Origin of the sequence: Bradyrhizobium sp. B097 (genome assembly GCF_038957035.1) — a bacterium.
In the GTDB taxonomy this organism is placed as follows: Bacteria; Pseudomonadota; Alphaproteobacteria; order Rhizobiales; family Xanthobacteraceae; genus Bradyrhizobium.
Map to the genome: position 1 here is coordinate 7,476,894 of NZ_CP152412.1, position 23,423 is coordinate 7,500,316.

Below are 23,423 nucleotides of genomic sequence, written 5' to 3' on the forward strand. Positions count from 1 at the left end.
GGCTTCTATCTCATGGGAAACGTCGCCGGAGCGCGCCTGGCCGCGCGTAACGGCGCCTGTCATTCATTTCGCCAGGGTAGGGTCATCACGGGTATCAGGGAGGTTCCGGGGGTTAGTTGACTTCCTTTCTTTGAATCTCAACTACACTGGCAACCCTCCAGGCTAATACAAATCAATGTATGTAGTGTGCATGCCTATATGATGTGTATGTTGGAGCTAACGATCGCTTTCCTCTGTTTGCGGGTGGAGCGCGCTAGCGCATCTAAATCTCTCGATAAACCGCTTCGCAAGTAGCGTTCCTAAGGGGGGGCTTTCTTTCCAGCGCAACTAAGAGGGACGATGGCGGCTCAGGATTCAAAGCGGCGCGTGGCGCTGATCACCGGCATCACCGGGCAGGACGGCGCGTACCTCGCCGAATATCTGCTTGGCCTCGGCTACACCGTGCACGGGATCAAGCGCCGCTCATCCTCGTTCAACACCGCGCGGGTCGACCATCTCTACCAGGACCCGCATGCCGGCAACGTGCCGTTCCTGATGCACTACGGCGACATGACCGATTCGACCAATCTGATCCGGCTGATGCAGCAGATCCGGCCGACCGAGATCTACAACCTCGCCGCCCAGAGCCACGTCCAGGTCAGCTTCGAGAGCCCGGAATACACCGCGAACGCGGACGCCATCGGCGTGCTGCGCCTTCTGGAGGCGATCCGCATCCTTGGCATGGAAAAGGAGACGCGGTTCTATCAGGCCTCGACTTCGGAGCTCTACGGGCTCGTGCAGGAGGTGCCGCAGAAGGAGACCACGCCATTCTATCCCCGCTCGCCCTATGGCGTCGCCAAGCTCTACGGCTACTGGATCACGGTGAACTACCGTGAGGCCTATGGCATGTTCGCCAGCAACGGCATCCTGTTCAACCATGAGAGCCCGATCCGCGGCGAGACCTTCGTGACGCGCAAGATCACGCGCGCCGTCGCCCGCATCGAGGTCGGCCTCGAGAGCAAGCTCTATCTCGGCAATCTCGATGCCAAGCGTGACTGGGGCCATGCCCGCGACTATGTCGAAGGCATGCACAAAATCCTGCAAGCCGACGAGCCTGATGATTTCGTGCTCGCGACCGGCGAGACGCGCTCGGTCCGCGAGTTCGTCGAGCTGGCGTTTGCTGAGATCGGCCGCAGCATCGAATGGCGCGGCAAGGGCGTCGAGGAGGTTGGTGTCGACAAGGCGTCGGGCAAGACCCTGGTGCAGATCGATCCGGCCTATTTCCGCCCGACCGAGGTCGATCTCCTGATCGGCGACGCCAGCAAGGCGCGCGCCAAGCTCGGCTGGGCGCCGAAGACGCCGTTTGCGCAACTGGTGAAGGAAATGGTCGCCAGCGATCTCGTCGAGGCCAGGCAGGATGTGGCCAATGGCAAGCACGGCGTTTGAACTGAAGGGCAAGACGGTTTTCGTCGCCGGCCATCGCGGCATGGTCGGCTCGGCGCTGATGCGCCGGCTGGCGCGCGAACAGGCCGATCTGCTGACGGTGTCGCGCAGCGAGGTCGATTTGCGCGAACAGGGCGCGGTGAACGCCTGGTTTGCCGCGAAGCGGCCGCAGGCCGTGTTCCTCGCCGCCGCCAAGGTCGGCGGCATCGTCGCCAACAACACGCTGCGGGCCGAATTCCTCTACGACAATCTCGCGATCTCGACCAATGTGCTCCAGGCCGCCCACGCCAATGGATGCGAGAAGCTGATGTTCTTCGGCTCGTCCTGCATCTATCCGCGCCTGGCGCCGCAGCCGCTGCGCGAGGATTCGATGCTGACCGGCCCGCTGGAGCCGACCAACGAACCCTATGCCATCGCCAAGATCGCCGGCATCAAGATGGCCGAGGCCTATCGCAGCCAGCATGGCGCAGATTTCATCAGCGTGATGCCGACCAATCTCTACGGCCCCGGCGACAATTATCATCCCGAATACAGCCACGTCGTCGCCGCGCTGATCCGCCGCTTCCACGAGGCCAAGTTCTCGGGCGCCAGCAAAGTCGTGGTGTGGGGCACCGGCACGCCGCGCCGCGAATTCCTCTATGTCGACGATCTGGCCGACGCCTGCATCCATCTGATGAAGACCTATTCGTCGCCGGAACTGGTCAATATCGGCACCGGTGAGGACATCACCATTGCCGAGTTCGCACTCCTGGTCGCCGCCGCTGTCGGCTACCGCGGCGAGATCAGCTTCGACACCTCGCGGCCGGACGGCACGCCGCGCAAGCTGCTTGACGTCAGCCGTCTGGCCAAGCTTGGCTGGCGCGCCCGGACCTCACTGGACGAGGGCATTGAGTTGGCGTACCGCGCGTATCTCGCCCACAGCAATAAAAGCCGCCAGAGCGATCTTGCTCGTCCCCGGGAACCGGGCTTGAGGGGGGACAATCCTCCACGACCAGTCGGCGGTGAATCTGCTAGCGATCTGGCGGCCCGAGCCACTCGGTCATAATCTACTTCGCCATGTGATTTTTTTGGGGTCGTTACCGGTCTTCTTCGTCAACACCGCGACCGGTTGGATGCCAACATCTGAGTGGCCGGGCACATCCTGGCCACCGGCCCGACCAACCGACTTGCATGAAGATGTCGAATGATCATGATCGCGGATGTCCTGTTCAACTCCCCGTAAAGTCGAGAGTCGATAAGCGCGATCTGAAGTCGATGCCGAGCCACGGCCGATCATGGAGTCGGAACGCGCCAATGTTCCTCTTCAGCCACACCTAGCGATAGTCCGCTATCACCTTCCGCGCCGACAGCGTGACGAGGCACATGAGCGCACCTAACATTCCGAACGCCAAATGCAGACCAACCATATGAGCGATAACCCCGACGCTAGCGGGACCCACGAGTATACCCGCGTAGCCGGCCGTCGTGATGACCGCGATCGCAAGGCCCACTGGTATCATTTTCTGTTTACCAGCGCAGCGGCATAGGACCGGTACAACATTCGAAATGCCCAATCCGATAAGCAGGAAGCCCATCATCGCAATCACCGCAACCGGCGCGGCCACTACAGCCACGAAACCTGTCACAATCGGCAGAGTTCCGAACATTAATAGGGCGCAGTCGCCGAATCGTGCCACGGCGGCATCTCCGCCGGCACGGCCAACGGTCATGGCGATGGAGAAGAGCATAAAACCGAGACCCCCATGCGCCTCCGCGAGAAGACCCCGACCAACGAGAAGCAAGGCGCTCCAGTCGGGCATTGCTCCTTCCACAAGAAAGGTGATAGCCGCGAGTGCAGCAACTAACAACACGCTGCGATGGGGCAAGAAAGACCATGGTCTCCGTTGCGTCCGACCTGTTGCGTGTAACCGCGGCCAGGCCGACACAATTGCAAGCATCATGAGCGCCGAGCAAACCAGCGTCGAAGCACATGGGTCAAGCCGCAGCGAGAGGAACGCGGTCATGTTGGCAGAGCCAGCGAATTCGCCAATGCTCTACTGGGCGTGGAATCCGGACATCAACGGACGGCCTGTGGCGCGCTCCACTTCGATTGCGTGAATGTTCATAGCTACATCGATCGAGCCAACTGAAGCGCCGAACGCAAACAGCACGGCGCCTTTGCCGATAATTGTGTTGGCTATACTAAGCAATGGCAGGATAAGCGCCAGGCCATGTCCGCCCGTAAGTATCATGGGCTTGCTGCCGTACCGCCCGTTCGAAACGCTGGTCAAAAGCATTGCGACGACTGACCCAACGCCGAGACAGAGAAGCAGTAGACCAAGCATGCGGTCATCTGCCGCAAGCCGCTCCTTGGCGAGCGGCACCAGCGGCGCCCAGGCCGCGAGGCCGAATCCGGCGACAAAAAATGCGATCCGAGTCGCGAGCAGGCCAGCTGACCCGTCAGAAGATGGTATCACAGGGTACTCCTGAGAGAACGAGCTCGTGGGCGGGCACCCGTCATCTGGGTGCGCTCGCCTACACCCGGTGCACAGCTCCCCGACAAGGTTCTGATATTTTTTATTCGTTGCAAGTGCGATGCCATTGCCAAAGATCGCGCAATCCTACGGGCGCGGGTCACAATGGGAGTGAACGGCGAACGCCTTTCCCTTACGTGTTCCAGCTCCTTCTTTTGGATGAGCTAGCCCTACGGCGGCCGTCATCTTCGAAACTCGCGCATAGAAATCGCGGCCGCATCCGATCAAGACAGCTTTGTCGCAAACCGGACAAAGCCGACCGTGCAGCTCCTGCATGTACGTCGAGGAGACCCAGTAGAGTACGCTATTCTTTGTTGCTGCGGCAATGGCCGGCGGGCCAATCAACAGCCGATCAACCATCGGACGAACCTCTGCGTTCTGAGTCTTGACAACGGACATCAGGGCGCTGCTCAGGGGCCACCTACCTGATGATGCGCGGGAGGATCTGACACAGCGCTACGCCGCGCCGTATCGGACATTGTCAGATGTCCGCCAAAGGAACGCTTCTAAGCTGAACAACAGCTGCCCGTCAGCTCGCCATCAGCTTGTCTGGGTATCCTCGCAGCAGGGCCTAAGCAGCCCGAATTGATACGTAGAGATTAGCGCAGCACAAAGGTGAATCGTCATGTATGATCGAATCAGTGGCTCATCCACACGCACTAGCCAAGCCGACGAACCGAGTCAGTCGGTGGATAGCGGCAGCTTTACGGAAGCACTTGCAGATCTCGCGCCTCAGTGGAGCTCACAACCGGGGGAGTTGCCTGACAAGATGGGGGCCTGCTGCAGCAGGCCAGATACATCCGCTCCAGAGCGTCCGGCCACCTCCTTGTTTGAATACAGAACGGCCGACCTGCGTGATGCGAATGTGGACGGCATCTGCGTTGGGCTGACTGCGGAGTGGTTCCGCCTTCTTAACAACAGCCCATCAACCCGAATGAGTGCGCTCACACCCGGATCGCAAACGCACGCCTCAGCGGCCGAACGGCAGCAGCAATATCAAAATCTCAAGGATCGGTTGCGAAGCAGGGGATTAGAATCTTCTCAGGCCGACTTTGAGGCACAAAACACCGTTTTGGAGGACGCTGGCTTGGAACCGACTGGAGAAGAGAAGAGATTCGCATTTGGCAAGTCTTCGAACGTCAAGCGCATGGTGAACGAAATCAACGAGGACGGATCGAACCATTTGCTCAGCTTGTATTTCGCGGAAGGCGGCGCACACACAGTGGCGACGTCGGCCTCGAATGCAACGATCACGGTTTTCGACCCTAACTATGGAGAATTTACTGTTCGGTCAGATCCGGACCAGATGGCTTCATTCTTTCAAAGCCTCGCCCATCGTTACAGGGATCCCAACGGGCAACATCTGTCGACAATCACGACGCAAAGGATGGAGTGAGTTGGGCCTTCAGGCCGCTGGTGATTGACGCCTTCCGTGAAGGCACGGATGCGTCGGCCGGCGCTTGCGTTCGGTCGCGGCGTCGGGGGCCAGCTCTGCGGCGGATAGAGGAATTGCCTTGCAAGAGCTTGGCTGCGGTGAATGAGGCTGCAATGGCAATGATCGTGGCGCATACGAGCGCCGCGACGAGAACGGTCACCCGGACGGATTGTGAACCTTGAGCAACGTGTCGCTCCGGCGAAGACTGCCTTCGCCGGAGCGATACCAAGTTCAGTGCCTTGGCGGCGTAACTCTGCGCCCGCCAGTAGAGCGGCAAGCGAGTCGCGCAGGGGACCCTCACCCCCGCGCGCTGCCAGGTAGGGTCGAGGACTTGCGCGCCTGTTTAGGTCGATGTTCGTGTTGCCTGTTGTCTCGCCCTTTCGTCTGCGAGTGTCACAATATCTCGACCGTGCTGCGTTTCCAGCCCCCGCCACGTCGAACGCAGCATGCGGATTGTTGCTTGGCATGTCCTTGCCACCGTGCTGTCGCTTCCACCCCGCTGAGGTGAGATAGCCGTATCGGTCAGATTTCGGCTGCCCAAGCTGCCTTCGCCCTACGGATGCGGGCTCGGCCCTCAGATCCAATCACTTTCGAGGCCACTTCTGCGTTTATTTTCATTACGGCCCGGTGACTCGTAATCTCCCCGAAGAGAGACCTCGTCGATAGGCTTCAGAGTCTTGGTTTCCCGCCACCCTGCTATCCAAACTCGGGGCGCCTGACTTTTGCCCCGGCAGGTTTGTCTCCCGCTGAACACGCTAGCCTTTACTGGACACACATCCGGACGTAGACCTCTCGGCTCATGCGGTCAATGAGCGAAGAGCTCGGGCTGAGCCCGGACCAACTGCGCCGGGACCATGTCCAGCCGCTCGCTTCAATATTCGCCGATCCGGTGTATCTCAGGGACAGGTCTTGTCCTCGATGCCGTGCCCGATCTCTTAGACCCGAAGCTTCGCGCCGATGCCTTTTTCGAGATTCTGTGGCGTCGCACCGTTGCGCTTGTTCTTTTGGACACGCGGCTTACCGAGACGCGCTGGCTTGCGGCGTTTAGGAATGGTCTTGGAAGACACCGCATGTTTGGACGGTCGGACAAGTAATTCGGACAATGTCGTCGATGCGCAGAGGCTGCGATCGATGCTCGCACATCTCGGGCGCACACTCCATGTCGACCTGCTGGCCGACTGCTTCTTTGAACCTGATACGGCGCTCTGCCTCGACCGCGAGAACGCGGCGATCAGTCGAACCGTGCCTGCATTGTCCCACTGTCGTCCAGATCGCTATCCGAACGCCTGCGTCACGCGCCATCATCTGGCGCCTTGGCAGGCGTCGATCGCCGAGGGCCAACACCTACTGCAAGACCGGCGTCTTTCATCCCTCCAGCGTCAGGTCCTGACAGGGGACAACGAGTGCATGCGGCGGCTCATCGCGCCCCTCCTTGAAGGATCACCAGAATGACCAAGCAGATCAGCGCCGCCGCCTTCTTATCCACTGAAGCCGCCATGTCGCGGCTGTTGAGCCATGGCGACAGCGAGCCGACATACACAATCGCTCGTCTGGCATCGGAGGCCGGACTGTCGCGTGCAACACTTTACGGGGCGCCCGAACTGCTCGCGAGATTCCGCGCTGCCATCGTGTCGTCCGAGGCAGAGGTGAAGAGTCCACCGTCGTCGACGGATCGCGTCCGCCAACTCGAAGCCGAGTATCATGTTGCGCAGCCGCGAGACTGAGGAGCTTCGTGCCTTGCGATTATCTCAGCACAACTTGGCGCAACATGTCCAGGCGCTCAGTCTTCTCGTACGCGAGCAAGAGAAACGGATCGCCCACCTTCAGGCCGAATCGTCCGAATCGGAACGCGATGCAACGCTCGTGGCGTTTGCTGCGGCGCCGCGACGTTGACGAGCACTGCCCCGATCGGATTGCGCGCGCCGCCTCCGGTAGCCGCGGTCGGACCGGATGAAGGACTCGAGCATGTGTGGGATCAACGTCGCGGCGTCGACCGGCTCATAAAGTCGGCTGTGCTCGGCGGCATAACGCTCGAGTTCTTCCTTTAGAGGCTCCGAGATGCTGATCGTCATGCGGACGAGACCGGCTTTCGGCAAGCGGCCGAGTTTCAGATCCGCCATGCGCCACCTCCCTCGGTAGATGCGATAGAGACATGTTGACTGTTCAGATAATTGGCGTAGGCAGCGAGGTCCCGGTGGACGTTTGCCGGCAGTTCGTGCGTCACTTTGATCGCCTTATCGTCTTCGATCGCTCCAAGCTTGAGATTTGCCATCACCTTATCCCCTGTAGGGTTCGAGCACGAGGTCGCGGTTGACGATCACTCTCACCGGGAAGCCCTGGCGGATCGTCAACGTTGGCTGGATGTTGAGATTGCGGCGAACCAGCTGCTGCCCTGTCTGATTTGCGGAATCCCCCGCCCCGCGCCGGAGCGCAGCAACGAGGTCGCTGTTGGTGCTGCCTGTGTCTGCGCCCGAATTGACCTCCGTGCCGACGGCGAGCAGCGTCGAAAGCGCAGCTGCGCCCAAGAGCTCTTTCCAGTGATTGTCGACCTCGTCCTCGAGGCCGGAGTATCCAGATGCATCTGCGCCAGGCTGCCGTTCCAAGACGATCGAACGCCCGTTCGGCATAATCAGCCGCGTCCAAACCAACAGTACGCGCGACTGGCCAAATGCCACCTGGCTGTCGTAGGTGCCGATCAGCCTTGCCCCCTGCGGGATAAGGCGAGCTCGTCCCGTTGGACTGTCATAGACAGCTTCCGTCACTTGCGCCGTGATCTGCCCCGGCAGATCGGATCGAATGCCCGTGATGAGAGCGGCCGGAATGACTGTGCCGGCCTGCACCACAAACGGCGAAGCTGGCCTCACGAGGCGATCCGGACTGGTCGTCCGGCGGTCGACGGATGCGCTGACGAAGGCGAGCTTCCGTTCCTGGCCATTTTGGGCGAACGTTTCATCAGATGATGTCGTAGCATTCGAAGGCGTTTCATTGGCCGATGTCACAGCGGTCGAGGGACGGACATTGGTGCTGGCAAAGACCTTGCTGGTACGCGCCGACTCGCTCTCCTGGTTGACACGCTGCTGTTCGGCATCAACCCCAAGTGGAGTTGAGGTTGTCGAGCCCTGGGCGGCGACGATTGGCCGGCCGAGATCGCCGGGCAGAGGCGGCCCGAGACGAGGCACGTCTTTCGGGATCTCAGCGTAGTCTTTCGGCAGGGTTGTAAGCTGATCGGCGACATTGTGGTGGTCGGTGGCGTACAGCTCCTCCACGGCCGGCGTGCCCGGGCGCTTCTCATGCAGAGCCCAGAATACCGCACCAGAGATGAGCACGAGCACAAGGGCGCTGCCGCCGGCAAGGACTTTGCGCGACAGGCGCACAACTTGCGGCCGCCTTGGCCGGAGCCGCAATGTTTCGGCAATCTCTTCCGGTGGCTTGACCCGGCGCGCATCATTGGGCGTATCGTTCGACTGGCCTGTATCGGTCACAGCGACCTCCCGTCAGTTCGCACGATCCTGACCTTCTGCTGGTGCTCCTCCCCTAACCGGAGTTCCGCGGCCGCAAACAAGCGGTCCACGATCAGGACGTTGCCGTAGGCGCGGTAGTTGACGAGCTCGGTCTTACCGTCAGGCCCGATCACAAACAGCGGCGGCATCTCGCCCTGGCCAATGCCGGGCGAGAACTCGACATAGACCTTGCGGCCGTCGTCATAGGCGTTGACCGGACGCCAAGGCGGGCTGTCGCCCTCGATAGCGTAACGGTAGCGGCGCGCGGGAAGATCCGGAAGGAAGGGTGTCGGCGGCAGCGCCCGATAACGTGCGCCTTTATCTTCCGGATAGAACCAGGCAACCGAAGGCATGTAAGGCTTCTCGCGGGAGCGCAGTTCGACCAGGTAGGTGCGTCGGTCGGTGTTGACGATAAGATTGGTCTCGATCGAGGGACGCGTCGGCTTGACCATGATGTGGACACGGCGCGTGTCGCCACTGCCGCTTTCGGTGTCGCCGACCACCCAGCGCACGGTATCGCCGGCGGCAACAGGTCCCGATCCGATCAGCTGCTCACCAGGCTCGAGTGCAATGTCAGTAATCTGCCCTGGTGCGGCGTAAATCTGATAGAGGGCGCCTGGACTGTAGGAAAACACCTGCACGGCATTGTAGTAGCCGGCTTTGCGTGGCTCGACGCGTGCGGCGTCATTTGCGGTCTCAATGCGCTCCGCCGGTTCCTTGGCTTCCGCGCTCTTGCCGCCGCGCGCCGCCTTCCAGGCCGGCGGCACATGCAGCGGCTTCGGGCGATCGTCGGAAAGCGCTGGCAAATCCGGTGTAGGCGGAATGTCCTTGTCATAGCTTATTTGCGGTGGCTTGAACGTGGTGCAGCCGCCAAGGGCGGAAACACAGACCAGAAGAGCCATAGGCAATCGCGGCCGCACTTTACGCGACGCATGAACAAGATGTAACGGCATGGTTAGCCCAGCTCCTTCGACCAGTTGATTGCGTTGACATAGATGCCCAGTGGATTCTTCCGCAGCCGATCCAGATCACGTGGCATCTCCACGATGACGGTGATGATCGCGCTCCATCGCTCGGTCGCGGCAAGCTGGCCGTTGTCGTAACGGCGTTCGATCCAGGCCAGACGAAAGCTCTCTGGCGACGCCCGAATGACGCTCGAGACCTCGATTGCAATTTGCGTCTTGCCAAGTTTGGCGAAGGGATCGTTGTTGCGGGCGTAGTCATTGAGTGTGGCCGCGCCCCGGTCCGTCGTGAAGTCGTACGCGCGCAGCCAGTTTTCACGCAGCACGATGGCGTCCATCGGCAGGCCCCGCACGTGCTCGATGAAGCGAGCCAGGTGAAACGCGATCTGAGGGTCGGTTGGCTGATAGCCGGCATTCGCAGGCGCGACGGTTTTTGCTTCGCCCAATTGATCGACCTCGACCACCCAGGGCGTGATCGTGCCGTGCGCTGATTGCCAGACAAGAGCGCCGGCAAATCCTGCGGACAGAAACAGGCAGCCAAAAGCCATCAGGCGCCAGTTCTTGGCCTGGACGCGTGCTGCGCCAATGCGGTCATCCCAGACCTGGGCTGCGCGTTGATAAGGAGTGACTGCTTCCGGCGTGCGGCCATAGTGAACGGCTGATCGTTTGAACATCGTTAGCCCCAAGGTATGACTGAGAACGGGATTAAGGGAGAAAAGCGTCAGCGATCACCTTCCGAAAGGTCGACTGCCCCCCCGCCTCCGCCGTGATCTCCCGATCGGATCGCATGCGTTGCAGCCGATGCCCCATGCTGGATGGTCTGCGCCCGCTTCATCCGATGAACCCATGCGGGCGCGCTGTCGGAAGCAATCGTAGAACTCCCTTCCCGCTTACTGACATCGCTCGCTCTTGCACCGAGACCAGCTGCGATCGAGCGCAAGGGGCTTGCAGTAGCCGAACCGCTCGCCTCGGAGCCGGCCTGGCTCGCCGACCGGAACACGCTCGCCGTGCCAGTCGCAATGGTGGTCCCTCCGCGCGCCGCGCCCGCGATGGCACCGCTGGCAAGACCGGCGGCGCCGGCTGCAAGACCAGCGCCGGCCGCAACCATTCCGCCGGCGGCGAGGCCTGTGCCCACGGCACTACCCGCGCCAAGCTGCGGGCCGCCAGAAACGATGCCATTGGCGATGCCGGGTCCGAAAATGCCAAGACCGAGCAAAGAGAGAGCACCGAGCACCAGCGCCATGGCGTTCTCGATCGTGGGCTGGTTGCCACCAAAGCCTGACGTGAATTGCGAAAACAAAGTCGATCCGACACCGACAATGACGGCAAGAACCAAAACCTTCACACCTGACGAGATCACATTGCCGAGGACCCGTTCGGCCGCAAAGGCGGTCTTCCCAAAGAGGCCGAAGGGGATCAGGACGAAACCGGCAAGCGTCGTCAGTTTGAACTCGATTAGCGTGACGAAGAGCTGGATCGCGAGAATGAAGAAGGCCAGCAGCACCGTCATCCATGCGAACAGGAGGACAGCGATCTGGACGAAATTCTCGAAGAAGCTGACATAGCCCATCAGCCCTGAAACAGAGTCAAGGATCGGACGGCCAGCATCGAGCCCGACTTGCGCAATTCGGCCCGGCCGCAGGAAATCTGCCGATGAGAGGCCGGTCCCTGAGGCTTTCAGCCCAAGACCGGCAAAGCTCTCGAAGACAATCCGAGCAAGGCTATTCCAATTGCCGATCAGGTAGGCAAACACGCCGACAAACAGAGTCTTCTTGATGAGCCGGGCAATGATCTCCTCATCACTCCCAAAGGACCAGAACAGGCCGGCGAGCGTGAGGTCGATCGCAGCTAATGTGGTCGCGAGATAGCCGACTTCGCCCCCGACGAGGCCAAATCCGGAATCGATGTAGCGAGTGAAGGTTTCCAGGAATTGGTCGATGACGCCTGTGCCGCCCATGGCTCACTCGCTTTGGCTTGGAACGGGTGGATAACCGGGCGAGAGACGGCTTTCGTCCTTACGCGGCACAGGAGATGGCGAAGGTCCGACGCCCGCCCGGCTATCCGAACCGTTCGAAGATCCCCTTCCCCCCAAAAACCGGCTGCGCTGGTCGGCCCAAATGTTCTGGCATTCGAGGAGAGCGTCCTTCTGCTCGTAGGTAACGGTGCGGCATTGGTTGAGCTTTGCGGCGGCCGCATCACCCTTGGGAACGAGCGTGGAAGATTCGGGTGGGCGCTCGTCGCCCCGCAGGCGAATGGCGCAAGCCGCGATGGCGAGAACCATAAGCGCCGCAGCCATCGCCATGGGCAACTGTTCAAATCTGCTCTTCATCATCAGTGGAACATCTGCACGGTAGCTGGTTGATAGCCCTGGCCCTGGGCGAGGAAGCGCCGCAGCTGTTCTCTGCCCTGATCCTGAGCTGCTGCGCGCTGCGCAGCTTCAAGCGTTTGCGCCCGGGATTGCGCAACCACGCTTGCCGTAAGATCCGATAGCTGCTGCGCTTGGAGCGCAAGCAGCTGATTGCCTGCCTGGCTTGCCTGAAGGGCGCCCGACGCGCCCTGGCTCGCGGTAACCAGGCCCGACATTTGGGTCCGGTTGGTGTCGAGATTCCCGACGACGGTTGCTTGCACCCGCATCGCGTCCTGCAGGCTGGCGACCGAGTTCTGCCAGCGTGCTTGCGCGTTGGCGACCATGCCCCCATCAGACATGCTCGATGATGCCGGCGCGTAAGTCGTGGAGAAGGTACGATCGATCTGCTGCACGTCGTAGGCGATGCGTTGAGCTTGGCCAAGCAGTTGCTGGGTGCGCTGGATCGATTGCTCGAGCTGCTGCAACGACGAATATGGCAGGCTCGCCAGGTTCCTCGCCTGGTTGATCAGCATCTGTGCTTGGTTCTGCAACAATGTGATCTGGTTGTTGATCTGCTGCAGCTCGCGCGCAGCCGTGAGCACGTTCTGCACGTAATTGTTCGGATCGAACACGATCAACGCTTTGCCGTCCCGAGGAACATGAACGATGGCGATAGCGATCAAGCTCGCTGCCGACAGCCGACGGAGACGGTTCATGGCAAATTTCCTTCCTTCGCAAGCTGCGGAATGAGATTGCAGGCCCAGCCGAGGTCACGTGTCTTCAGCCAGGCCTCGACAAAATCGTCCTCGCTGTGCTCGTTAAGGACCTGCTCGATGAGAGCCTGGTCGGCCTTGGAAGACGCGGCCGCGAAGGCAAGCGCGATTTCGCCGAGGCCGAGCTCGAACAGTCGGTTGCCCCGGCGCGACTGGCAGTAGTAGTCCCGCTTCGGCGTCGCTCGCGCCAAGATCTCGATTTGCCGGTCGTTCAGCCCAAAGCGGCGGTAAGTCGCCATGATCTGCGGCTCGATGGCACGGTCATTCGGCAGCAGGATCCGGGTCGGGCAGCTCTCGATGATTGCGGGCGCAATTGCGGATCCGTCAATATCGGCAAGAGATTGGGTAGCAAACACGACGGAAGCGTTCTTCTTGCGCAGGGTCTTTAGCCATTCGCGGAGCTTGCCGGCGAAATCGGCATCGTCCAGCGCAAGCCACCCCTCGTCGATGATGAGCAGCGTGGGACGGCCGTCAAACCGGTCTTCGATCCGGTGAAACAGATAGGACAGAACCGCCGGTGCGATACCGGTGCCGATCAATCCGTCGGTCTCGAACACCTGAACGGAGGCCTCTCCCAGTCGCTCGCCTTCCGCATCCAAGAGCCGCTCAAAGGGACCACCGAGGCAGTAGGGCTGCAGCGCGCGCTTCAAAGCATTGGATTGGAGAAGGACGGAGAGCCCGGTCAACGTGCGCTCCCCAACTGGCGCCGAGGCGAGCGAGGTCAAAGCCGACCAGATATGTTCCTTCGTCTCGGGGGTGACCTCGATGCGCTCGCGGCTCAAGATGGATGCTATCCAATCGGCCGCCCAGCCGCGTTCCCCAACGTCCTCGATTCGCGCAAGCGGCTGGAGCGCCACAAACTTGGAGGATCCTCCACTGACCGCACCGCCAAGATCATGCCAGTCGCCCCCCATGGCGATCGCAGCTGCGCGGATCGAACCGCCGAAGTCGAAGGCAAAGATTTGGCTCAACGGATATCGCCGGAACTGCAGAGCCATCAGCGCGAGCAGCACCGATTTGCCAGCGCCGGTCGGTCCGATCACCAGGGTATGTCCGACATCGCCGACATGGAGCGAAAACCGGAACGGCGTCGATCCTTCGGTCTTGCCGAAGAACAGTGGAGGAGCCTTGAAATGATGGTCCCTCGCCTCTCCCGCCCAGACGGCAGACAGCGGAATCATGTGGGCCAGATTCAAGGTCGAGACCGGCGGCTGGCGGACGTTGGCGTAAGTTTGGCCCGGCAGGCTGCCGAGCCAGGCTTCGATCGCGTTCACCGTCTCGGTCATGCAGGTGAAGTCGCGGCCCTGGATCACCTTTTCGACGAGGCGGAGCTTTTCGTCGGCCGCGCGGGGATCCCTGTCCCAGAGCGTGACGGTTGCAGTCACAAAGGCCTCTCCGATCTGATCGGAACCCAGCTCCTGGAGCGCGCTGTCGGCATCCATCGCCTTGTTGTGGGCATCGGTATCCAGAAGCGTGGAGGCCTCGTTCGTCATCACCTCTTTGAGGATCGCGGCGATCGACTTCCGCTTGGCAAACCACTGCCTCCGGATCTTGGTCAGGAGCTTCGTGGCATCTGTCTTGTCGAGCATGATCGCACGGGTCGACCAGCGATACGGGAACGCCAGACGGTTGAGATCATCGAGAATTCCGGGTGTGGTCGCGCTCGGAAATCCAACGACCGTCAGGATGCGCAGATGTGCGTCGCCCAGCATCGGTTCCAGCCCGCTGGTCAACGGCTGGTCGGCGAGCAGCGCGTCGAGATACATCGGGATTTCCGGCACGCGCACCCGGTGCCGCTTGGTCGATACTGTCGAGTGAAGGTAGGTCAGCGTTTGCTCGTCATCGAGCCAGCCGCAATCCGGCATGAAGCCCTCAACGAGCTGCAGCACGCGGTTGGTCCGGTCGACGAAGCCCCTGAGCAGCTCGCGCGCATCCGCTCCTGCGCTGCGATGGCTGCCCTCATAGAGGAGACGCTCCGCAGCCGCTGCACTCTCTGCCGGGGGCAGATAGAGCAATGTGAGATAGTAGCTCGATTCATAGTGCCTGCCGGCTTCCTCGAATTGCGCTTTCCGCTCCGCATCCACGAGGGCCGATGCGACATCCGGGAACATGTCCGGCGGGTAGCGCCCCGCCGAATGCCGCTGCGCTTCAACAAAGACAGCCCACCCGGAGCCGAGACGACGGAGCGCGTTGTTCAGTCGGCCTGCCACCGCAACGAGCTCGGCCGGCACGGCACTGTCGAGGTCAGGCCCTCTGAACCGTGCCGACCGCTGAAACGAGCCATCCTTGTTCAAGACAATTCCCTCATCGACTAGGGCGGCCCAGGGCAGGAAGTCGGCAAGGCGCGTATTCGAACGGCGATATTCGGCAAGATTCATCATGGGACAACTTCATGCGCTGAGATGACCGGGGACGCGAACGTGGCGGCGCACAACCTCCACGAACTCTGGATCGCGCTTGGCAGCCCAGACCGAAGCCATGTGGCCGATGAACGCGAGAAGAAGGCCGGCCAGCCACAAGCGCAGGCCAAGGCCGAGTGCGGCAGCCAATGTTCCGTTGAGGATCGCGACTGCACGCGGCGCACCACCCATCAGGATCGGTTCGGTGAGCGCGCGATGGACGGGGGCGACAAAGCCCGCGACTGGCTCATCCATCAGATCACCACCCCGCCGCCGAAGGAAAAGAACGACAGGAAGAAGCTGGAAGCGGCAAATGCGATCGACAGACCGAACACGATTTGGATCAGCCGCCGGAAACCGCCTGAGGTGTCGCCGAAGGCAAGCGAAAGCCCTGTCACGATGATGATGATGACCGCGATGATCTTGGCGACCGGACCTTCGACCGATTGCAGGATCTGGTTGAGCGGTTGCTCCCAGGGCATGTTCGAGCCGGCAGCAAAGGCCGGCGCGCTCGCCAGGTACAGGCAAGCGAACGCTGTAGCCGAAAGGAAGGTCCGCCCGAGATGTGATCGCGTCATCATGACTGTTCTCCAATTTTCGAAAGGCTGTAGTCGCCCGATGGTCCAAGGTCGGTGACAGAAGCGAGCTCGCTGAGGCGCCGTTGGGCACCACGGCCGGAAAGCACGGCGATAACGTTGATGGTCTCCGCTATCAGCGCACGCGGAACGGTGACCACGGCCTCCTGGATGAGCTGCTCGAGCCGCCGCAGCGCCCCCAACGCTGTGCCGGCGTGGATCGTGCCGATGCCGCCGGGATGGCCCGTTCCCCAGGCTTTGAGCAGATCGAGCGCCTCGGCTCCGCGGACCTCTCCGATCGGAATACGATCGGGGCGCAAGCGAAGCGAAGAGCGAACCAGGTCAGAGAGTGAGATCACGCCGTCCTTGGTCCGCAAGGCTACCAGGTTGGGCGCCCTGCACTGAAGCTCGCGCGTATCTTCGATGAGGACAACGCGATCCGATCCCTTGGCGACCTCGGCGAGAAGCGCATTCGTCAGCGTCGTTTTGCCGGTCGAGGTGCCGCCCGCGACCAGGATGTTCTTGCGCGCCGCAACGGCATGACGAAGCACGTTCGCCTGCTCCGCGTTCATGATGCCGGCAGCGATATAGTCGTCCAGGCCAAACACGGCGATCGCGGGTTTACGGATCGCGAACGCCGGTGCGGCAACGACCGGCGGCAACAGGCCTTCGAAACGTTCGCCGGTTTCCGGCAGCTCAGCCGAAATGCGGGGCGAGCCGGGGTGAACCTCGGCACCCACATAATGTGCCACCAGCCGGACAATTCGTTCGCCGTCTGCCGCGGACAGGCTCTCGCCCGTATCGGCGAGCCCGCTCGATAGCCGGTCGATCCACAGTCGTCCATCGGGGTTAAGCATCACCTCGACCACGGACGGATCTTCCAAAAAGCCCGCGATCGCAGGTCCAAGCGCGGTGCGGAGCATGCGTGCTCCACGCAATTCGGCTTCCGAATGGAACGAATGGATTGCCACAACTGCCCCCAAGGCTCACCGAGGCAGCCAAGGATCAGCGGCCTCTCATGGGGACAACTAGAAAAGGCAGAACCAGCGGCATCGCAACAATGGGAGAATGCGGTTCGTAGCCTGGCGTAGAAGAAGAAAGATCCGGAAAGAATGCTTCCGACGCGCCACAGAATGAAGGTCCAGGAGATCAGCCCGTCAACAGGCAGGCCTCACCACTCAGCATGTTCATCCCCCTCCAGCAGGACGAGATCGGCCGCTGGAACAACGACCTCAACCGAGCTCCGGCCGCCCGCTGCCAGGCTTATGGCAGGAGCCTCGGCCTTCCGTTTCCGGCCACCAAGCGGCGGGACGGAAAACCAGACGAGCGCTGCAAGCTGCAGCAACATGTTCACTCCGAACGCGACCTGGTAGGCAATCAAGGGATAATGCCCAGCCTCAAGAGGCCAATGCTCGAGAATCAGTCCCGTCCCGTACTGCACAACGAATGCCCAGCCAAATTGCAGGACGTTCAGGGCGCCATTCGCGCGTGCAACGAGGTGGGTCGGGAAATAATCTCCTATGATGGCGTAGGTCAGAGCCGTAGCCGATCCAGCGACCGACACCACGAACCATGGCAGCAGCGACGGCCAGGGTGGATGCAGGATCAGCACAAGCTCGGCTCCAATCAACATCACTGCCACGGCAGCAAGGACGGCTTCCGTCTTCTTACCGCGATGGCGCACCCAGTTTGCAAGCACGCCCAGGCCTAATGCACTGAAACTCAGAGCGACCGCCATCAGGAACAATTCATTGACGAGTCTAGCTCGATTCAGCCGTTCCACATCGCAAAGCCAGGGTGCCGCCCACAAGGACTGCAGTGCCCAGGCCGATCCGATGCAAGTCGCCGATAACGGCGCAATTCGCCAGAACCAGGCATCCGAATAGACGGTTCTCAGGCTGACGGACTTGCTGCTGGGCTGTGGCCTTGTGCGTCGTTCAGGAACCACGACATGAATTAAAACTGCGGCAAGCGCAGTCACGGCTGCGAGCGCTCCGAACAGCCCCCTCCAGCCGAAACGGTCCAGAACCACCTCGGCAGGAGCTGTCGCTGTGACCGCCCCGAACGATCCCAGCATGATCATAAAGCCATTTATCACGGCCATCCGTTCTTTTGGAAACCAGAGGACGATGATTTTGAGGCCAGACATCAGGGACGCGGCGCTCCCAAGTCCGATCATCGCGCGAGCGATGAGAAGCGATAGGAATCCCGTCGATAGTGCGAAGAGCGCGGCCCCCGCTGCGGCGACGGCCAAGAGCGCGCCCTGCACCCGTCGCGGTCCGAAGCGGTCGAGACACATACCGATCGGAATCTGCGCTGCCATAACCACTAGGAAATAGACTGACGTGAGCAAGCCCATCTCGGCAGCGCCAAGCCCAAGATCGAAAGCGAGGCGGCCAGCAATCAGCGTGTTGATCGTTCGGAACAGGTACGCAAGGTAGTATCCGGCCGCAAAAGGAAGAAAAGCGCACGCTATGAGCCTCCACATTGGAAGCGGCCCAAATATGTTTTCGGGCAATACCGGCGTCGGGCTATGCTCTAGCGCACGGGTGACAGCCGGCCCAGCTGGCTCAGCAAAACGAGTTGGGCAGGTTCCGAAAGCTCGCCGTGCTGCCGCCCTCCCCGGCGGCAGCATTTGGCTTGGATATTTCCTCAGCGGCGGTCGTGGACAGTCCTTTCGAATCCTGTTGTTCTTGCGTCCCAATCTTTGACGTGCCGCTGGGAGCCTCATGGGCAGCTCGACCGGCCCTGCCGAGCCGATCGATCGTCTCCTGTATCAACGGTTGTCGGAGCCGTACCCGCCGCTCGACCTGCTCGACCAGAATCTTGAAGCGCCGCTCGCCAAGCAGGCAAGCCTCGCCCTGCTGGGATTGCGGCATGGGCGGCGTCACGGTGAGCTGATAGCGCGCGTGCAGGGCGACTGTTTCGGCAATGGTTGCGATCGCATGTTCGAGCCTGGTCATCTGACCAATCATCCGGTCCAGCTCCTCCTGGACCAGCCTTTCGGCAGGTGGCGCAGGATTAAAGAAGCGCTCCAGCGCTGTCTCGACGATCATGCTTTTACCGAGCCCCGGGCGGCTGGTTGCAGCGTCCAGTCGCTCGAACATGCTCTCGGAGAGCTGAACGGTTATCTTTCTAGTCCGCGGCGCTTCGCTCAGATTCGGCAGAGCATCCGACCCGTCACCGTTCAGGCCCGAGCTGGGCTGCGTTTCGAGGTCTCCATTGCCTTGCATATTCCACTTTCTTGCATTGCGGCCGTACCAGGCCACGCGACGGCGTTTCGGCCGCGACGTGGATCCGATCGAAGCCGCTGAATCGCCCGGAGCGACGGCGGGAGGAAGAAGAAGCAGGTCGGACGTCACTTCAACGGCACTGAACCACCTTTCGTGGCCTGGCGTAGCGAAGAAAAGAAATGGCGCCCTGATTGAAGGGGGATGCGAGAGCGGTCTATTGGTCGGCCGAAATCATGATGCTTGGGCCAGCTTCCGGGTTTGCACAGCCCGTCGTTCCCTTGCGCAATTGCAGGTCCGTCATTTCAATGGGCGGCGCCGCAACATCGCCCGTCCGTCGGCACACGCTCTACTCGGCTTTCTCAGGGGCGTGCAAATCGACGCTCACCTCTTTCAGGACGGTCGAGCCGCTTGAAAGACGCCTTCCCAGGGCCTCAACGAAACGATCATAGCGTTCGGCCCCTTTGGCGCGTGCGGCCGGGCCCGAATGCTCCGGAAGCGCCGGGGTCGAGGTCAGCCAGAATCGGATGAAGAGCGCAACCGTCTCAAGCGTGATGCTGTCATTGCGTTCCAGTCGCTCAAGAACCCGCGTGACCCGGTCCAGGCGTTTTGCGATCACCGCCTCTCGCCGGTCGGAATCATCAGGACCAAGGAACGAAGCGATGGCAGCTTCCGCAACCAGCGACTTGGGCTGCCCACGATGCTTTGCGAACGCATCGAGAGTTTTGAACGTCTCTGGGTCGAGGTAGATGCTGAGCTGGATTTTTTTCATTTTGGTGCGCTCAGAGGTCAATCCCATCATCCGGGTCGAGACTGGCGGTCCTTGCCACGCGCTGCATCGGTTCAGTCACGGCTTGGGCATGGACGTCATCAGCATCGGCCTCGTCGAGGTCGGCATCGAACTCGTGGTCGGCGACAGGTGCCTTGACCTCGATCTCCTGATGCTGAGGCAGTTCCGGTTCGCGGCGAAGACCTCCATTCGGGTCGTCGCTCCCGTGCTTGCGCCTCGACAGGAGATGGGTTGAAGGCGCAATTGGGCTGCGGGCTGACCAATCATCCGCTCGTGCGGGAATGCTACTCAGTTGAGCTCGCGGCGGCTGCAACAGGCGCTGCTGAAACTGCGGATCCTCATAGTAACGGACCTTGGTGGCGCGTACAGGATGCAAGCCGGAGACCATCACAATCGCTTCTTTAGGTGAGAGCTGCATGACCTCGCCCGGCGTCAGCAACTGGCGAGAGGTCTCCTGACGGCTCACCATCAGATGTCCAAGCCACGGGCTCAATCTGTGCCCCGCATAGTTTTTCATCGCCCTGAGCTCGGTCGCCGTCCCGAGCGCATCCGACACGCGTTTGGCGGTGCGCTCATCATTGGTCGAGAAGGCGATCCGAACGTGGCAATTGTCGAGGATCGCGTGATTTTGACCATAGGCGCGTTCGAGCTGATTGAGGCTCTGGGTGATGAGGAAGCCGCGGATGCCATACCCGGCCATGAAGGCCAGCTGGCTCTCAAAGAAGTCGAGCCGGCCCAGCGCGGCGAACTCATCCAACATCAGCAGAAGCTTTTGTCCGCGTCGCTCGCCATCCAGGCTCTCGGTCAATCTTCGGCCGATCTGATTGAGGATGAGCCGCATCAACGGTTTGGTCCGAACGATGTCGGAGGGGGGCACGACGAGGTAGAGTGAGACGGGCTGCACACCGTCCACCAGGTCGCGGATTCGCCAGTCACTGCGCGCGGTGATTTTCGCGACCACGGGATCTCGGTAGAGGCCGAGGAAACTCATCGCGGTTGAGAGTACGCCCGAGCGCTCGTTCTCGCTCTTGTTGAGAAGCTCGCGCGCGGCTGAGGCAACGACGGGATGAACGCTGGTTTTAAGATGCGGTGTCGCCAGCATTGCGTTGAGAGTGACGTCGATCGAACGGGATGGATCCGAAAGGAAATTGGCGACACCGGCGAGGGTCTTGTCGGCCTCGGCGTAGAGGACATGCAGGATCGCACCGACAAGGAGAGAGTGGCTGGTCTTTTCCCAATGATTCCGGCGTTCGAGTGCCCCTTCCGGATCGACAAGAATATCCGCAATATTCTGAGCGTCTCGCACTTCGCAGTCGCCACGGCGAATTTCGAGAAGGGGGTTGTATGCGGCACTGGCTGGATCGGTCGGATCGAATAACAACACCGGCCCGATGCGCGAGCGCCAGCCAGAGGTCAACTGGTAGTTTTCACCCTTGATGTCGTGGACAATTGTGGAGGCGGGCCATGTCAAAAGTGTCGGTATGACAAGGCCAACGCCTTTGCCGGAGCGTGTGGGGGCAAAGCAGAGCACGTGCTCGGGCCCGTCATGCCGCAGATAACTGTCCTCGAAGCGGCCGAGTATCACGCCATCAGGCCCCAAAAGTCCGGCCCGCCTCACCTCGCGTGCATCCGCCCAGCGTGCCGAGCCGTACGTGGTGACGTTTCTCGCCTCGTGTGCGCGCAGAACGGAGAGCATCATCGCGAGTGCGATTGCCGCGAGGCCACCACTGGCGGCGATGGCGCCGCCCTCAAGGAATATTATTGGCGCGTAAGCATCGAATTTGAACCACCAAGGGAAGAAGGCGGTCGGCTGGTAGATCGGCCAATGCCCAAGGTTGAACCAGGCGGGTCCAAGCTGTGGCTGAAAGGCAAGTCGCCACGCTGTCCATTCGGTTGCCGCCCAGAGGAACGCGAGCACGACGAGACAGACCAGGATGACTTGATGCCAAATGATCTTGGTTGCGGACATGGATTGGAGATGTGGATAGCATCCTTGGCCTTTGCACAACTAAGCCCGCCCGCGCATCGCACGCGCGCGCGTCCTGGCGCGTGATTCGGTGGGTCTGCGAACGGATTGCCCGCCGTTCCCGAGGCTCCATGCGGTGGGACGATGATGCGTTGTAGAGCACAATCGAATTGATCCCAAGCCTCGATGATCTCGCATCGTATTGCGCCGGCACGATGCTCAAGCTCGCACGGCGACCTTGCCGCATTCTTGCAATATCTGCGCGAGAACGGCGATCGGATCGCACATTTGGTGCCGGTGGTTATAGCTACGCGGACCGCTGAGATAGTCCGTTGAATCGGTGCGGTTGTCCAGTTGACGTGATCGTATCAAGCCCTAACTGAAAGTCGCCGCCGGAGCCCGTTTACCTTGAGCAATCGCGCTGGCATAGCAGCTCTAAATTGCGCAAGCTCCCATCACGCCGAAGCTACAGCGCGAGATCAATTTGCAGGTCCGTGCGTGGCCGGCATTGATCGCTGGAAGGCAGAAGTGATAGATTGCAAATCCAGTTGGGGCGACTAAAGCCAGCCGCAATGCCTTCTTCTCATCTCGTCCATTCGGTCCGATATTGGTTTCGGGTTATCTCGGGCCAACCCGATGTCTTTTCGTATCCGATAGGACGCAGGAGCTCTCTCTATTGCTCGAGCCCGGCTCACAGTTGAGCGGCGTATCCAAGCAACGACCCGGTCGATGAGCTGCCAGCGGTTTCTATTGGCCTGTCTATCCAGGACGGCGGCTTCAATCGCGGGTGCTGACATCTGCCTCAGTTGTTTCATCATCTCCAAACGAACTCGATCTTCGATGCCGCGTATGCACGTCTTCGACATCGACCGTCCAACAGTGCCCCTTCAGTCGCTCAATCCGGTTGCGACTCAAGCAGTGCCTCAAGATCTGTATCTCCTAACGAATATTTCATCCGGATTGATGCATTTGACGGCACGTTGACGCTTAAATCCTGCGTTCAGGTGCCACGTTCGCCCGATCTTGGCGGGCCGGGTTAAGACCCGGCGTGTGGCCGCAATTGCCCAATGGGCTCGGCCGGTCGCGTCTTCAACAACCTGGCCCCGACGCTGCGAGAGCTTCCTTCGTGCCGAGATGTCCGTCGCCCCTGACGTGAGCGGTCGGATACGACAACGAGACCCACATGGCTGGTTCAACGTTGCTAAACAACGGCGATCCTCACCCCGACGCCAGTGGCATCCCAGACTTGGGGCAACTGGTCGCGACCCTGCACGCTCCATCTAAACCGACTTACTGGCAAGGAGCGCGCCTTGAGAAAAGGCTGGGTCGTGCTTAAACGCAGTGTCGGCATGCGGCGGGCAGGCAGAAGTCTCCCTCGTGACGGATGCCGGAACAGCGCGCTTGCGCGAGCTTTGTGGTCGCTTTGATGCAGTTAGGCGCTTTTAAGCGGCGACATACTGAGCACCGGCTGGCCCTGTTCGATTACACGAGCGATCGTGCAAGTACAGCTT

20 protein-coding genes and 2 pseudogenes are annotated in these 23,423 nt (G+C 60.9%); 5 read left to right on the top strand and 17 right to left on the bottom strand.

From position 1 onward, the window contains the following. Nucleotides 1-339: 339 nt before the first annotated feature. Entirely contained in the window at nt 340-1,425 is a 1,086-nt protein-coding gene (gene gmd / locus AAFG07_RS34290; protein WP_342724115.1) for a GDP-mannose 4,6-dehydratase, read from the top strand. Then, the gene (locus tag AAFG07_RS34295; protein ID WP_342724116.1) at nt 1,406-2,467 is read left to right on the top strand and encodes a GDP-L-fucose synthase; all 1,062 of its coding nucleotides are present in this window, start codon (nt 1,406-1,408) and stop codon (nt 2,465-2,467) included. The genes gmd and AAFG07_RS34295 overlap by 20 nt, the downstream gene beginning before the upstream one ends. A 268-nt stretch (nt 2,468-2,735) precedes the next feature. Here AAFG07_RS34295 and AAFG07_RS34300 read toward each other — a convergent pair. After that, a pseudogene (locus AAFG07_RS34300) lies at nt 2,736-3,875 on the bottom strand (MFS transporter). A gap of 685 nt (nt 3,876-4,560) precedes the next feature. On the opposite strand from AAFG07_RS34300, the gene AAFG07_RS34305 reads away from it, so the two are divergent. The 3 genes from AAFG07_RS34305 to AAFG07_RS34315 all read left to right on the top strand — a co-directional run bounded on the left by AAFG07_RS34305 (nt 4,561) and on the right by AAFG07_RS34315 (nt 7,094). Continuing rightward, the gene (locus AAFG07_RS34305; RefSeq protein ID WP_342724117.1) at nt 4,561-5,331 is read left to right on the top strand and encodes a YopT-type cysteine protease domain-containing protein; all 771 of its coding nucleotides are present in this window, start codon (nt 4,561-4,563) and stop codon (nt 5,329-5,331) included. A 1,170-nt stretch (nt 5,332-6,501) separates the two neighbouring features. Further along, on the top strand, nt 6,502-6,822 hold the full coding sequence (locus tag AAFG07_RS34310; protein ID WP_342724118.1) for a hypothetical protein: 321 nt from the start codon (nt 6,502-6,504) through the stop codon (nt 6,820-6,822). Continuing rightward, entirely contained in the window at nt 6,819-7,094 is a 276-nt protein-coding gene (locus AAFG07_RS34315) for a hypothetical protein (RefSeq protein WP_342724119.1), read from the top strand. The genes AAFG07_RS34310 and AAFG07_RS34315 overlap by 4 nt, the downstream gene beginning before the upstream one ends. A 99-nt stretch (nt 7,095-7,193) precedes the next feature. Here AAFG07_RS34315 and AAFG07_RS34320 read toward each other — a convergent pair whose 3' ends face one another. From AAFG07_RS34320 to AAFG07_RS34395, 16 genes and pseudogenes are all read right to left on the bottom strand, one after another. Further along, nucleotides 7,194-7,490: a DUF2274 domain-containing protein gene (locus AAFG07_RS34320; RefSeq protein ID WP_342724120.1), complete on the bottom strand. Its 297-nt coding sequence runs from the start codon at nt 7,488-7,490 to the stop codon at nt 7,194-7,196. A gap of 53 nt (nt 7,491-7,543) precedes the next feature. Further along, nucleotides 7,544-7,642 (bottom strand): annotated as a pseudogene (locus AAFG07_RS34325) (DUF2274 domain-containing protein); the annotation flags it as partial. 4 nt (nt 7,643-7,646) lie between these two features. Next, nucleotides 7,647-8,852, bottom strand: coding sequence for a TrbI/VirB10 family protein (locus AAFG07_RS34330; protein WP_342724121.1), 1,206 nt, complete (start codon nt 8,850-8,852; stop codon nt 7,647-7,649). Further along, a complete protein-coding gene (gene trbG / locus AAFG07_RS34335; protein ID WP_342724122.1) occupies nt 8,849-9,823 on the bottom strand; it encodes a P-type conjugative transfer protein TrbG in 975 nt (324 codons plus the stop codon). The genes AAFG07_RS34330 and trbG overlap by 4 nt, the downstream gene beginning before the upstream one ends. A 2-nt stretch (nt 9,824-9,825) precedes the next feature. Then, nucleotides 9,826-10,506, bottom strand: coding sequence for a conjugal transfer protein TrbF (gene trbF, locus AAFG07_RS34340; protein WP_342724123.1), 681 nt, complete (start codon nt 10,504-10,506; stop codon nt 9,826-9,828). Between the two features lie 47 nt (nt 10,507-10,553). Then, a complete protein-coding gene (trbL, locus tag AAFG07_RS34345; RefSeq protein ID WP_342724124.1) occupies nt 10,554-11,789 on the bottom strand; it encodes a P-type conjugative transfer protein TrbL in 1,236 nt (411 codons plus the stop codon). 3 nt (nt 11,790-11,792) lie between these two features. After that, entirely contained in the window at nt 11,793-12,164 is a 372-nt protein-coding gene (gene trbK-alt, locus AAFG07_RS34350; protein WP_342724125.1) for a putative entry exclusion protein TrbK-alt, read from the bottom strand. After that, entirely contained in the window at nt 12,164-12,895 is a 732-nt protein-coding gene (gene trbJ / locus AAFG07_RS34355; protein ID WP_342724127.1) for a P-type conjugative transfer protein TrbJ, read from the bottom strand. The genes trbK-alt and trbJ overlap by 1 nt, the downstream gene beginning before the upstream one ends. Next, the gene (gene trbE, locus AAFG07_RS34360; protein WP_342724128.1) at nt 12,892-15,333 is read right to left on the bottom strand and encodes a conjugal transfer protein TrbE; all 2,442 of its coding nucleotides are present in this window, start codon (nt 15,331-15,333) and stop codon (nt 12,892-12,894) included. Before trbE ends, trbJ begins: the two co-directional genes overlap by 4 nt. 9 nt (nt 15,334-15,342) lie before the next feature. Continuing rightward, nucleotides 15,343-15,606, bottom strand: a complete 264-nt coding sequence (locus AAFG07_RS34365) for a VirB3 family type IV secretion system protein (RefSeq protein ID WP_342724129.1) — start codon at nt 15,604-15,606, stop codon at nt 15,343-15,345. After that, the gene (locus tag AAFG07_RS34370) at nt 15,606-15,929 is read right to left on the bottom strand and encodes a TrbC/VirB2 family protein (protein ID WP_342729326.1); all 324 of its coding nucleotides are present in this window, start codon (nt 15,927-15,929) and stop codon (nt 15,606-15,608) included. The genes AAFG07_RS34365 and AAFG07_RS34370 overlap by 1 nt, the downstream gene beginning before the upstream one ends. Beyond that, nucleotides 15,929-16,849, bottom strand: coding sequence for a P-type conjugative transfer ATPase TrbB (trbB, locus tag AAFG07_RS34375; protein WP_342724130.1), 921 nt, complete (start codon nt 16,847-16,849; stop codon nt 15,929-15,931). Before trbB ends, AAFG07_RS34370 begins: the two co-directional genes overlap by 1 nt. Nucleotides 16,850-17,097: 248 nt before the next feature. Further along, nucleotides 17,098-18,414 (bottom strand): MFS transporter, encoded by a 1,317-nt coding sequence (locus AAFG07_RS34380; RefSeq protein ID WP_342724131.1) that lies wholly within the window; start codon nt 18,412-18,414, stop codon nt 17,098-17,100. A gap of 82 nt (nt 18,415-18,496) precedes the next feature. After that, nucleotides 18,497-19,288 carry a hypothetical protein gene (locus tag AAFG07_RS34385; RefSeq protein WP_342724132.1) on the bottom strand — a complete coding sequence of 264 codons (792 nt, stop codon included), beginning with the start codon at nt 19,286-19,288 and terminating at the stop codon, nt 18,497-18,499. A gap of 217 nt (nt 19,289-19,505) precedes the next feature. Then, nucleotides 19,506-19,928: a CopG family transcriptional regulator gene (locus AAFG07_RS34390; RefSeq protein ID WP_342729327.1), complete on the bottom strand. Its 423-nt coding sequence runs from the start codon at nt 19,926-19,928 to the stop codon at nt 19,506-19,508. A 10-nt stretch (nt 19,929-19,938) separates the two neighbouring features. Continuing rightward, complete coding sequence (locus tag AAFG07_RS34395) at nt 19,939-21,915, bottom strand: conjugal transfer protein TraG (protein ID WP_342724133.1); 1,977 nt, start codon at nt 21,913-21,915, stop codon at nt 19,939-19,941. Nucleotides 21,916-23,423 lie beyond the last annotated feature (1,508 nt).